Annotated in this window: 10 protein-coding genes; 1 reads left to right on the forward strand and 9 read right to left on the reverse strand. The window is 27.7% G+C overall.

All coding sequences use genetic code 11. The features are described 5' to 3' along the window. Nucleotides 1–244: 244 nt before the first annotated feature. From CLPUN_RS00365 to CLPUN_RS00405, 9 genes are all read right to left on the reverse strand, one after another. A complete protein-coding gene (locus CLPUN_RS00365; RefSeq protein WP_423237269.1) occupies nucleotides 245–2,623 on the reverse strand; it encodes a glycogen/starch/alpha-glucan phosphorylase in 2,379 nt (792 codons plus the stop codon). Then, nucleotides 2,607–4,094 carry a 4-alpha-glucanotransferase gene (gene malQ, locus CLPUN_RS00370; protein ID WP_077845412.1) on the reverse strand — a complete coding sequence of 496 codons (1,488 nt, stop codon included), beginning with the start codon at nucleotides 4,092–4,094 and terminating at the stop codon, nucleotides 2,607–2,609. The genes CLPUN_RS00365 and malQ overlap by 17 nt, the downstream gene beginning before the upstream one ends. Nucleotides 4,095–4,512: 418 nt before the next feature. Then, nucleotides 4,513–5,457 (reverse strand): PucR family transcriptional regulator, encoded by a 945-nt coding sequence (locus CLPUN_RS00375; protein ID WP_077845413.1) that lies wholly within the window; start codon nucleotides 5,455–5,457, stop codon nucleotides 4,513–4,515. 25 nt (nucleotides 5,458–5,482) lie between these two features. Further along, on the reverse strand, nucleotides 5,483–6,592 hold the full coding sequence (locus CLPUN_RS00380; RefSeq protein WP_077845414.1) for an ABC transporter ATP-binding protein: 1,110 nt from the start codon (nucleotides 6,590–6,592) through the stop codon (nucleotides 5,483–5,485). Nucleotides 6,593–6,952: 360 nt separating this feature from the next. Then, on the reverse strand, nucleotides 6,953–8,674 hold the full coding sequence (locus tag CLPUN_RS00385; RefSeq protein WP_077845415.1) for a S8 family peptidase: 1,722 nt from the start codon (nucleotides 8,672–8,674) through the stop codon (nucleotides 6,953–6,955). A 14-nt stretch (nucleotides 8,675–8,688) separates the two neighbouring features. Further along, a complete protein-coding gene (locus tag CLPUN_RS00390) occupies nucleotides 8,689–10,518 on the reverse strand; it encodes a S8 family peptidase (protein ID WP_077845416.1) in 1,830 nt (609 codons plus the stop codon). A gap of 153 nt (nucleotides 10,519–10,671) precedes the next feature. Then, entirely contained in the window at nucleotides 10,672–11,838 is a 1,167-nt protein-coding gene (locus CLPUN_RS00395) for an amidohydrolase (protein WP_077845419.1), read from the reverse strand. A 575-nt stretch (nucleotides 11,839–12,413) separates the two neighbouring features. Beyond that, nucleotides 12,414–13,253 (reverse strand): nucleotidyl transferase AbiEii/AbiGii toxin family protein, encoded by an 840-nt coding sequence (locus CLPUN_RS00400; RefSeq protein ID WP_077845417.1) that lies wholly within the window; start codon nucleotides 13,251–13,253, stop codon nucleotides 12,414–12,416. Then, nucleotides 13,250–13,843, reverse strand: coding sequence for a type IV toxin-antitoxin system AbiEi family antitoxin domain-containing protein (locus CLPUN_RS00405; protein WP_077845418.1), 594 nt, complete (start codon nucleotides 13,841–13,843; stop codon nucleotides 13,250–13,252). Before CLPUN_RS00405 ends, CLPUN_RS00400 begins: the two co-directional genes overlap by 4 nt. Before the next feature lie 214 nt (nucleotides 13,844–14,057). Between CLPUN_RS00405 and CLPUN_RS00410 the strand changes: the two genes are divergently transcribed. Then, the coding region (locus CLPUN_RS00410) for a helix-turn-helix domain-containing protein (RefSeq protein WP_143328945.1) at nucleotides 14,058–14,213 on the forward strand (156 nt) is incomplete at its 3' end.

A 14,213-nucleotide genomic window follows, 5' to 3' on the forward strand; every position in this document is an offset into this window, starting at 1 on the left:
TTACAATTTATATTAAGCATTTAAGTGCTCTCATAAAAGAATAAAAAAACCTATAGATATAGTTATTTTATCTCTATATCTATAGGTCTTTAATCAACTCTCAATTTATCATATATATAAGTTATAATTAATAAAATTCATTGTTTTTAAATTAACCTGTTTGCATTATTGTAAGCACAAATCCAATTTAAATAAATAAACTTTTTTACAACACATATGATATAATCATATTTTTTAAGTTAAATTATCTAACAGATACAGGTTTTATATTCCAAATTTCATCTGCATATTGTTTTATTGTTCTATCACTTGAAAATATTCCTGAACTATAAAGATTTGCAAAACATTTTTTAGCCCATATCTTTTTATTCTTATAATCTTCAAATACTTTTTCCTCTGCTTTTTTAAATAATTCAAAATCCGCAAGCAAATAGTATTGATCTCTTTCCTCTAATAATGCATTGTATAAATCCTCAAAGTATCCAGTACCACCATCATCTAATATTCCATTAATTAATGTATCCACTACTCTCTTAATACTTGGATTTTCTTTATAGTATTTTTTAGGATCGTAGTCATGTTTAATTCTTTCAATATCTTCAACTTTTAAACCAAATATATAATTATTTTCTTCTCCACTAGCTTCTACAATTTCTATATTTGCTCCATCATAAGTTCCAAATGTAGGAGTTGCATTTAACATAAACTTCATATTTCCTGTTCCTGATGCTTCCTTCCCAGCAGTAGAAATTTGCTTAGACAAATCAGAACCTGGGAATAGTTTTTGTGCATAAGAAACTCGGTAATTATGTACAAATACAACTTTAATTTTCTTAGATGCTTCTTCATCTCTATCAATAAGTCGAGCTATCTCATTTATAAATTTAACAATACCTTTAGCTCTTCTATATCCTGGAAACGCTTTAGCACCAAATATAAATGTAGTTTTTGGTATATCTAAATCAGGATTTTCTTTAATTCTATAATATAAATCTAGGATATATAATGCATTTAATAATTGTCTCTTATATTCATGCAATCTCTTAATTTGAATATCAAAAAATGAATTTGGATCTACAATTATCCCTTCTTCTTGTTTAATATACTCAGCTAATTGAACCTTCTTTTCATGCTTTATCTTCATCAATTTTTCTAATATTTTTTCATCATTATTATATTTCTTTAAACCTTTTAATAAGTATAAATCTTTAACCCAATCCTCACTTCCCAATAGATCAGTAATAAATTGTGATAATTCATTATTACAAAGTCTAAGCCATCTTCTTGGTGTAATTCCATTTGTTTTATTTTGAAATTTATTAGGATATAAATTATACCAATTATTTAATTCACTTTTCTTTAAAATTTCTGTGTGAAGTGCAGCAACACCATTTACTGCTCTACCAACAAATATAGCCAAGTTAGCCATTCTAATTTGATCATTTGCAATAATTCTGAAGTTCCAAATTTCACCTTCATCATAGCCTTTTTGTCTTAATTCCTTCATTAATGCATCATCTATTTCATATGCAATTTGTAATATTCTTGGGAATAATCTTTCAATTAATCTAATATCCCATTTTTCTAATGCTTCTGCAAGTATAGTGTGATTAGTATATCCAAAGAATTCCTTAGCAGTCGCTAAAGCAGTTACAAACTCAACATTTTCTTCATCAACCAATATTCTTATAAATTCAAGAATTGATATAGTCGGATGTGTATCATTTAATTGAGCTACATTATATTTTGCAAATTCTGAAAAATCACTTCCGAATTTAGTTTTATGCTTCTTTATAATATCCTTCATTGATGCACTTGAGAAGAAATATTGTTGTCTAAGTCTTAATATTTTTCCTGCTTCCGCTGTATCATTAGGATATAATACTCTTGATATATCTTCTGCTTTATTTCTTCCTGATACAGCCTCAATATATTGTTGATTATTAAATAAATTGAAATCAAATTCTCTTAAAGCTTCGCATTGCCATAATCTTAATGTATTTATATTTTTAGTTCCATATCCTATTATTGGTACATCATAAGGTACAGCTTTTACTGTCATATCAGAAAATTTAATTATTTGAGTTTCATCATCTTTTCTAATACTCCATGCTTCCCCATACTTAAGCCATGTATCTTCACATTCAGTTTGAAATCCATTTTCTATATTTTGTTTAAATAATCCATTACTATATCTTATGCCGTAACCCACTAGTGGCATATTCAAAGTTGCTGCTGATTCTACAAAACATGCTGCTAATCTTCCAAGTCCTCCATTCCCAAGACCTGCATCTTCTTCTATTTCTTCTATTCTATTTAAGTCAATTTTTAATTCAGATAATACTTCCTTAATTTGGTCATATAATCCTAAATTCATTAGGTTATTACCAAGTGCTCTACCCATTAAGAATTCTGCCGATAAATAATATGCCATTCTCCCTCTATTATAGGCATCACTCGTTTCATTCCAGTTATCAATAATTTCTTCCAAAACAGTTAATGAAAGTGCATTAAATATTTCATAATCTTTCGCATCCCTCAGTTTTATCCCATGTTTAACTTTTAAGTATCTTTCAATTCCCTCTACTATTTTTTCTTTTCTCAATTCATTCACACCTTCCATAAATTTTAGTTAATCTATATATTTTTTTTGCTAACTCATTAGTGAAAACACCCTTTTTTGCTCTCCAGCACCAATTATTTTCCATTGTTGATGGAAAATTAATTCTTGCTTTATTACCAAGATTTAAAAAATCCTGCATAAGTGCTATGGAAGTATTTGAAACGCTCCCCCAAATTCCCCTTATTAATCCCCAGTTATACCCTTCTTCTTCTGTTAAATTTAAATATTCAATTGCATTTTTAATTTCCTGTTTACTTCCTGTTGTTTCAATCCATCCTCTTGCTGTATCATTATCATGGGTTCCTGTATATGCTACACAATTTTTTTCATAATTATGTGGAAGATATGGATTTCCACTTTCTCCAGAAAATGCAAATGCTAATACTTTCATTCCAGGGAAACCTGTCTTTTTTCTAAAACTTATGGTTTCTTTTGTTAGTAACCCTAAATCTTCTGCTATAATATTTACGTCACCAAGTTCTTTTCTTATTGCCTCAAATAATTTCATTTCTGGTCCGTTTACCCAAGCTCCATTCATTGCTGTTTTTTCTCCATAAGGTACCGTCCAATAAGCTTCAAACCCTCTAAAATGATCTATCCTTAGTACATCATAAAGCTTTAAACTTTGCTTTATTCTATTTATCCACCATAAATATCCTGTTTCTTCGAGATATTTCCAATTATAAATAGGATTTCCCCAAAGTTGTCCTGTTGCTGAAAATGCATCTGGAGGACACCCTGCAACTTTCAAAGGTTTTAAAGTATTCTCATTCAATAAGAATACTTTAGGATTGCTCCATAAATCAGCACTATCTTCTGCTACATATATTGGAATATCTCCTATAATCTTAATTTCTAATTTATTAATATAACTTTTTAATTTCTTCCATTGCTTAAAAAATTCATATTGTAAAAAGCTCCAATAATTAATTTCATTAAAAAGTTGTTTTTTGTATTCAATTATAGATTTTTCTTTTCTTAACCTAATATCATCCGTCCAATTTTGGAAGCTTTTTAAATCAAATTTTGCTTTTACTGCCATAAATAAAGCGTAATCTTCAAGCCATGAAGCTTCTTCTTTTTGAAAAGTTTTAAACTCAACACTTTCTTTTTGTTTAAAATTTTCATATGCAATTTTTAAAACCTTCATCTTTTCATTAAATAGTAACCCATAATCTATACACTCTGGATTTGTTCCAAAATTTATTTCACTATAATCATTTTTATTTAGTAATCCATCTTCTTCTAACATATCAAAATCAATAAAATATGGGTTTCCAGCAAATGCTGAAAATGATTGATATGGTGAATCCCCATAACTCGTCTGACCCAAAGGAAGTATTTGCCAATATTTTTGTCCAGAGTTTTTCAAAAAGTCAGCAAATTTATATGCTTCTTTTCCAAACGTACCTATTCCATATTCTCCTGGCAAAGATGCAATATGCATGATAATCCCACTACCTCTTTCCATTCCCATTCCTCCACCCATTTAGTATTCTTAATAATTACATATATATAATCATGGACATAAATTCCTATAATCAATTAACCTCTTATAAATTTCTTATTCTTAATTAAGAAATATTGAACATACAATATTATATTCGATTCATCTTTAATAATGTTGACAAAATAATTTTTTTTTACTCTATACTTAATTACATTTTAGCAAAATCTGAAAATTTATACAACTTATCCTTTATTTATTATCAATATGTATTCGTTTATCTTTAGATTTCTATATTATATTTTTGAATAAAGTTTCTACCTTAAAATCATGTATAGTAATTAAGACTATGTAGTTTACTTATCAAAAGATATATAAATAAAAGATCTTTTCAAAAAATTACTTTACACATAATTTTTTGAAAAGATCTTTAAATATTTACTTATATTTTATTTTTCTGTCTCCAAATAAAGAAAGCTATTTTAAATAAAGCTGCATCATTAAATTTTCTAATATCATAACCTGTATACTTTTGAATCTTATCTAATCTATAAATCAAAGTATTTCTATGAACATATAATTCTTTTGATGCTTCACTTAAATTTAAATCTAATTTGAAAAAAACCTCTATTGTCTTTATCATATCTTCATCAAGTTTAGAAAAATTTTCATTAAAGGTATATAAAACCTTTGACTTAGTTTCTTCCTTTAAACTATCCATAATTTTTTCAAATAAAAGACTATTTTGCCCAAATATCATTGAAGATAACTTATATTTTTTACCCAAATTAATTTTATACATATTTTCATTATATAAATCACTTAATAATTCATAATCTTTAATCTTACAATAACCTATATAGCACTTTTCATAAATAGAAACACATATTGTTTCACTTATACTTGAAACATGTTCATTTATATCTTCAAATACACCTATTAAAATTATAGTATCATCATAATTTAATACTACAACATCAGTATCGTTGTAAATATTTCTCAAGACATCCAATGCTTCTGTTAATTTTTCTTTCAAACTTAAAGTAATTAAAAATGTATCGTCTTTTATTTGTGGCATAACTTCTTTTATTTTTTCTTTTGATATACTTAAATTTTGCAATAATTGAGTAATTATTTTTTCTTTTTTATTATAATCATCTTTGTATTTATCTTTAATACAAAATTGTAGTATTTTTATAGATTCTTTATATTTTTCTTGAATTTTTATTTTAAATTGCTTCGTTCCAATAAAAAATACCTCTTCAGAAAGCTTCTCTTTAGGAGAATCAGGATTAGTTTTGAATATCTCCTCACCATCTATATAAACCTCAAAAATCATTTCACAATTTTCATATATTTCTTGTAGATATTTTACTAATCCCTTCATGCTCTCACCTCAACTGTAAATTATATTAACATATTCTTAATTCTGATTCCTTATCAAATACATGAATGTTTTCATTTTGTACATATAATTTAATCTTATCTTTAGGTTCTGATTTAGTACTTCCATCAACTCTTGCAGTCATATTATTCTTTCCTGATTTAAAGTAGATGTAACTTTCAGCTCCCATTCTTTCAACAACTTCTACATCTCCTAAAAGTGTTGCTGCTGGATTTTCTGAAATAATTTCTTCGTTATCATCTAAATGTTCTGGTCTGATACCAAATACTACTTCCTTCCCTACATATCCGCCTTCTTTTAATACTTTTGCTTTATCTGAAGGTAATACTATACTATTTTCTTCAAAATTACAATAGATTTTTCCTTCTTTTTCAACAACAGTACCAGTTACTAAATTCATTTGAGGACTTCCAATAAATCCTGCAACAAATAAATTGGTTGGTGTATTATAAATGTTAAGTGGAGTATCAACTTGTTGAATTATACCATCTTTCATTACAACTATTCTAGTACCCATTGTTAAAGCTTCAACTTGGTCATGTGTAACATATATGAATGTTGTTTCTAATGTTTGGTAAAGTTTTGATATTTCAGTTCTCATTTGAACTCTTAATTTTGCATCAAGATTTGATAAAGGCTCATCCATTAAGAATACCTTTGGTTCTCTAACTATAGCTCTTCCAAGCGCAACTCTTTGTCTTTGACCTCCTGATAAAGCCTTTGGTTTTCTATCTAATAAATGTTCAATATCTAATCTCTTTGCTGCATCTTTAACTTTCTTATCTATTTCATCTTTAGGTGCTTTTCTTAATTTTAAAGCAAAAGCCATATTATCATAAACTGTCATATGTGGATATAATGCGTAGTTTTGGAATACCATTGCGATATCTCTTTCCTTAGGTTCTACATCATTAACTAACTTTCCACCTATGTATAATTCTCCTTTAGATATTTCTTCAAGTCCCGCTATCATTCTTAAAGTAGTTGATTTACCACAACCTGATGGTCCAACGAAAACTATAAATTCTTTATCTGCAATTTCTAAATTGAAATCTTTAACTGCAGTTACATCCCCTTCATAAATCTTATAAATATTTCTTAGTGACAAATCTGCCATATTTATTTCCTCCCTTTATCTCTTTATATAATTTTATTTTTTAATTCTTCCTTTGCTATGAGTTTATTTTACTATATGTAACCCTTTTAATTCTATATTGAAAATTTACAAAACTCTACCGTCTTTTTTGTGAAATAATATAAAGGAAAATACTATTTAGTATTTATAACCAAATAGTATTTATAGAACTTACATATTTTAAGTCTGACTTTTATTTATAATATATTTTAATATTGATTGTATTTGCTTTATTTATATTATAAATATCAATTTTTTAATTTTATTTATTTTTATTATAATAAACTACAAATAATATTATTTATTCATGTCTATATATTATAATTTAAATATACAGCTTTCTTATAACATATTTTGAAACATCTTTAATATATTCAAAATTCCATATCCCCACTGTGGATTTGGATATGAATCACCACTTCTCTGTACTGCTCCCCTTGAAATATATGTTTTTATTGTTTGAGAATATATATTAGGATAATTTCCTTCTACAATCCCCCACTGGAATAACATGGCACAGGCTCCAACAAGTATTGCAGCCGCTACACTTGTCCCATTAACAATAGCAGTTTGATTATTGGGTGCTACCGTCAATGCATTTACTCCTCCTGCTGCCACATCTATTCTATCTATATAGTCATCTAAAAGTGCCATTCCAGAATAGCTTAAAATAGTATTATTATTTTGATTATACGCAGCCGCTGTAATTATATATGATGATGTTGCTGGATTCATTATTGTTCCATAAGGATCAGATGAAATAAATTTAGTTCCTCGGATACTTAAGCCTTCTTGGAGCATCCACGCATTAAATTTACCGTCTAAAATAGATTGTCCAGTTAATTTTAACCTCCACACACCTTCTTTTATATTAAAAAATCTAATTCTTATTAACTGATCACCTGTATTCTCTTCTGGCAGATAATAATTAATTTTTACTGATGTATTTTCAAATACAAATGAATATGTTTTTAACGTATTGATTTCGACACTTATTGTTTCAGTACTTTCACCAGATGGTGATATTATAGCTAAAGACATTATATTGGGTGAATCAATCCAAATATCCACTACATTATATTCTTGCTCTGAAGACATATATAATTGTATCGTTCTATTTTCACCTACCTGTGTTATTGATCCAGAAGTATGAGTCTCACTTGCTCCTTGATTTCCAGTTCCAGTAACTATAGCTATTCCACTATTTCTAGATATTGAATCTATATACTGTTCTAAAATACCATTTCCCTTATGACTTCCCAAATTACTTCCTAAAGGAAAATATATTACAATTGGTTTATTGTTAATTAATGAATCTCTATATAAAAACTCTAATGCTGTAAAAATAGCAACTATATCAAATATAGGTACTTTAACATTAAAGAGTCTTTTATATGCAATGCTTTCTATCAGTTTTACAATTACAAAACTACATTCTGGAACTATTCCTTTTAAATTGGGATTCCTTCCAATTGCTCCGATTATTCCCGCCATATTAGTTCCATGACCAATCTCATCTATAGTTGGTACTATTTCATATGGTGAACGCCCCTGTCTATAGGCATTTATTGCTTCTTGTATATTATTTTTACTGTAAAAAGTTCCAAACGGAACACCGAAATCACTTTTAGATTCTTCATTTGAATTTATTGTTTGATCCCAAATATATTCTATTTTCGTTTCTCCATTTTCTTTTATAAATTCCTCATTTAAATAATCAATACCTGTATCTATAATTGCTACTGTAACACCTACTCCCGTTAATCTTAATGGCAATTCCAACTGCAAAAAATTAGCTCCAGAGGCTTCAATTGGTGAAATTTCTTCAAGGGTAAATACATCTGGTGGTGAAGCATATACTATAGTTGAAAACATTGGTCCTTCAATATTCAATTCAAGTTCCCTATTAGCAGATATTATTGCATACTTATCGTTAATTATAGTTACATAATATCCTGAATATTTTGATACTTCCTCTTCAATATTTCCTTGGTATTGAACAATATAATGATAATAATTAGGATCTGAAAAAATATTCTGAGGAGCTCTAAAACTTGCTCTCATCTAAAATCCTCCTTTCACCTTGGAATTCTAAAAAATAATTTTCCAATATAATATTCCTCAAATCTTTGACTTTCTTTAATATGTTTTACATCTAAATTTCTTATATTATCTGCATCCTTTTCACCTCTAAATGTTCTGCTAATAACATTAAATGTACCTAGCAAGTCAAACTCTCCATAACCTATTTCTCTACTTGGATATCTATAGAGCTGATTTCTGATAGCACCATACATTAAATAACTTCTAACCTTTTTTGAATACATGGTTGTATCATTCCCATCAACAATCCCCCATTGTAATAAAATAGCACAAGCACCTGCAACTACTGCTGTAGCTGCAGAACTTCCTGAAAAGGTTGTAACGCCTCCTGAAACTTTTGTTGTTAAAATATTTATGCCTATAGTTGAAATATCAGGATTTATTAAATTATTAGTATTAAAGCCTTTTCCTGAAGCTGCAATTAAAGCATTTTTGTTTCCGTAATATGCAACTGTGACTACATTTACTGCTTCTGATGGCATAGTTAAAGTGCTAAATGGATCTGGTTCAAGAAATACTGTATTTTCTGGTAAAGTATTCTTAGGAGAGAGCCAAATATCATATCTTCCATCAATTATGTAATCGCCGATTAAATTAAAACTCCATATTCCAGGCTTTATATTATTAAATACAATATTTATAAGCTCATGGCCAGTAAAATGCTCTGGCTGATAATATCTTATAACCATTGTAGTGTCTAAAAAGACAAATTTAATAGGTTGAATTTTCCCTATTTTTGCCTCAATAATCGTTGATGCTTCCCCCGTAGGTGAAATTACATTTATAGATGCAACATTAGGTCTTCGCACCCATATATTTAATTGAAAATATTTAATTTCTCTCGGTATTTTTAAATCTACTACTTTTATATCTCCTACATTTTTGATATATCCTGATGCATGCCCCTGAGAGTCACCTTCATTCCCAACACCTGCTACGCAGCAAATTCCTCTATTATTTCCAAGAGATGTTACATATCTAGATATTAAATTGGTTCCATCATGACTTCCTTCAGTACTTCCAACACCAATATAAATGACCATAGGCTTATTTTGCTCAATCGCTATTTTTCTTAAAAACTCTAATCCTGCTAAAACTTCCGAGCCATTATATACTGGAACTTCTTGAAGATCATTTTCTCTTAATTGCTTTTTAAAATTAGGTGATTCCAAAAGTTTAACAATTACAAAATTACTTTCATTAGCAATCCCTTGAAACTCATTAGTGTATCCCCTTCCTCCTATAATTCCAGCAGCCTTAGTTCCATGACCAATTTCATCTCTTGATGGTACAATTTTATACGGATCTTCATTATTTCTATAAGCTTTAATTGCATTATTTATTTGTTCATTTGAATATACTTGACCAATATATACAGTATTATTAGTATTATCTTCAATTGTTTGATCCCATATGCTGACTACTCGTGAGGTATCATCCGCTCTAATAAATTCATCATTTAAATAATCCATTCCTGTATCTACCATTCCAATAAGTACGTTTCTTCCAGTCAAATCTAAATAAGGATTTATTTTTATATTGTTTATATTATCTACAGAAGACGGTGAAATGTCTTGTAATACAAACATAGTTCTGATGCCTAAAAATACAATTTCTGGCACATCATTTAAAAGTTTATCTACATCTTCTAATCGTACTGATATAACTCCAATTGTATCTGTAATTATATCTCCACAAGCATAAGATAATTTATCCATTTGCACTTTAAAATTACCTCTATATTGAACTAAATAGTTTACAGTATTGGGATCATAATATAACTTACAGTCACGTAAATCAGACATAGTTAACTCCTAACATTGTTTGTATTATTACTATATATATTTTTTTATGATTTATTTAATGCTTTAAATTTTAATTTATATCTTTTACAATATGATTTTCATATTTTTTCAATAGCTATTTAATTTTGAAGTACAATACATAAAGTAATAACTTTACTCTCTTGCAAATACTATTTCACCATTTATTAATGTAAATTGAACCTTAGAGTTTATATCAAGAGGATTGCTATCATACACTACTATATCTGCATCATAGCCAATTTCCAACTTCCCTATTCTCTCCTGACAATTTAGTATTTCTGCTGCATTTATTGTAATTGCTTTTATTGCATCTTTAAACGATAATCCCTGTGCTAAAGTTAATGCTGCAATTGTTCTTAGACAGTCTATAGAATTATAAGGATGATCTGTTATAAGAGCAGTCTTAACACCTGCTTCAATTAATTCCACAATAGAGCCGTAATTTCTAGCCTTTAATTCCATTTTTATTCTAGGCGTAAGAAGAGGTCCATATGCTACAGGAATGTTTTTTTCTTTTAAATAAGATTTCACTAGATGAGCCTCTGTACCATGTTCAATAACCATTTTACTAATATTAAATTCTTCTGCTATTCTCACTGCTGTAACTATATCATCCGCTCTATGTGCATGTACTCGCAGGGGAATTTCTCCTTTCAATAAAGGTACAACAGCTTCCAATCTTATGTCTCTTTCGTCAAGCTTTTTATTTTCTTTACGAGCTATATAATCTTCGGTTCTCATGAATAACTCTCTTATTAAAGCTGCAATTCCCATCCTTGTTACTGGACACTTATTATTAACTCCGTAAGTAGTTATAGGATTTTCTCCAAGTGATATTTTAAAACCAGCTGGATTCTTAATTATCATTTTATCAATAATTGTTCCACAAGTTTTTATAGCAACATTTCTTCCACCAACTACGTTATTGCTTCCAGGCCCACTCATAACGCAAGTTATACCAGACCTTATTGCATCTTTAAAAGACACATCAAATGGATTAATTCCATCTATTCCATTTAAATGAGGTGTAACAGGATCGGAAGTTTCATTATTATCTGCACCAATTTTCCCAGTACATTCCTCAATAATTCCGAGATGTGTATGACAATCAATAAATCCTGGAAATACAATCTTATCTCTTAAGTCAATAATCTCATGTCCTTGAAACTCATTTAATAAATCTTTACCTATTTCACTTATTTTCCCATTCTTTATAATTATATCATTTTTATTATATTCAGAAGTTTCTACATCATATAAAACACCATTTCTCAACAAAATATTTTTCAATACAATCATCCCTTTCATGTATATCTATAATGCCTTTTATATTAAATAATATCTTTAATATAAACATATTTGATAAAAAACATACATTTGTAATATAGATATAATTAACAAAATAAATATCATAATATTAATAAAACTTTTAGTAAATTTAATTAATTCTTATTTATTAGATTATTTCCATAAAATCATTATAAGAAAAGGCAATAAACATTTTTATTTTTCCGCTTACAAAAGATTGAATAATAAAACTACAAGTGCTTTACCAAATATTATTTATGCAAAAAACAAGGACTTAAGGAAAAATACACATGTATTATTCCTTAAATCCTTGCAATTATTTGTTGTGAGACAAGCCGTAAGCCGAGTTCTGTATTCCATAATTAGTATATTTTATTGTACTTTATAATACTCTGTAGTTATTAGTATAACTAGCTTTAAAGTACATTGTATAATTTACCATCTCAAATTTTATTTTATTATATTTTACTGATGGTAGGAAGAATGTCGGAAGTTTTAATTCTTCCTACCATTCTCTTAAACATATATTTAGAGAAGATATCTCCCGTTTTTGTACTATTATAGTATTAAAATATTTTCTCCAATATATCCCTAACTGCACTGCATGTATCAATAAACTCTATTTCCGATGCATAATTGAATTTATTTTTATATACATTCCATTGTTTTATCATATTTTGATTTTCCTCGATGTCTTCTAATGTTTTAGAATAGTTTTCAATATGATTTATTGTTTCTCTCTTTTTAGCAGTTTCTTGTAATGCCTGTTTTAATGTTCCAGTATCAATATTTTCTTTTTGCAGCTTCCATAATATATACACATCATAATAATCCCTTGGTCTAGTATTTAATATACTTCTGGATATTATGGTTTCTAATTTTTCAGCTAGCACAGTTTCTAAATTGTATGCTAATATAGTTATTTCTTTATTTTCATCGAATATTAATTTGAATTTATATTCTATTTCCTTCGGTGTAATTTTATCTCCAGTAGTAACATCAACTTTTAGAGGAACTGCTAATGGTGGATATAAAGCTTCTAAACTCACTCTAATTCCTGTATACTCATCTTTTTCTCTTATATCATCTACATTTTTAATGTTAAATTTTATTTCATCATCTAAATCCACTTGTATTATCTCTTCAAATATATCTTTAATATTTTCTTTTGAAACTTTAAGAGCTTTTATTGTAGTATCTAAATCCATAGTTGTTCTTGAATCAATTCCAACTATTGCACCTATTAAAAATCCGCCCTTTAATATTATATTTGAACTGTATTTTGACTTTGATATTCTCTCAAGTAATCTTTCTAACATATAATTTTGTAGAACTAATTGAGCTGATATATTTTTCTCAATTGCCATTTTCTTTATATAAGCTTTAAATTGCATAGCATTTTTCATATAAGTATCTCCATATATTCTCTAACTTTTTTCTCAATTTTTAAGATCTTGGCATATTTCATTAGCAGTTGCAAATCTTTATCTTTTCTGGATACATACATTTTTAATGCAACCGTAAATATTTCAATATTTTCATTTTCTTTGTTTCTTATAATATCGCAGATAGTCTTTTCTTTATCATAGCATCTTATATAATTACCAAAAGAAGTTTTCATTTGAGTTACTCCAACTTCCAATAAACTATTAACTGCATAATTTAGTTTTACATTTTCATATTTTAAATTTTTAGGATTATAATTATTAGGGATTGTAATCCTAAAATATATAGGTGTTCTATCTGTTAATTCATGAAGATACAATGCTGTTTCATGTGAAAATATACTTTTTTTATACTTAGCTTGCAATATATACATTTCATCTTCCCATACATCTGGTCTAGCATATATTCCTCTATCTAATTTTACTATTTCACCATTTTCTTGAAGTAAATTCAAATAATGTCTTGCTATATTTTCTTTATTTAAATCTTCTGCCTTTATAATTCCATTATTTTTCTCTAATATATTTTTTATTTTTTCTATATTAGTCATTGTTTCACCCTCTTTACTTTTAAACGGTACTTTATATTATACTACCGTTTAAAAGTAAAATATACATAATTTAAATAATAATTTTCTTCATTTTTTAGGTAATTAAATTTTGACCTGTTGTAAAATGAAATTGAACTAATAAAAAATCCATAGTGGATTATTCTGTGTTATGATTTAATCTCTAAACAAAAAACATACACGGAGGATAATCACTATGGACTACCCAAATAATAACACAGAACTACGTAAAAATAAACATTTGAATTTTGAAGAACGTATGCTTATCCAGCTTCGTCTAAAAGATGGCTTTTCACCTTATAAGATAGCAAAAGAGTTAAAACGACCTATAAACACTATCTTAAATGAAATT

This window comes from Clostridium puniceum, from assembly GCF_002006345.1.
GTDB classification, from domain to species: domain Bacteria; phylum Bacillota; class Clostridia; order Clostridiales; family Clostridiaceae; genus Clostridium; species Clostridium puniceum.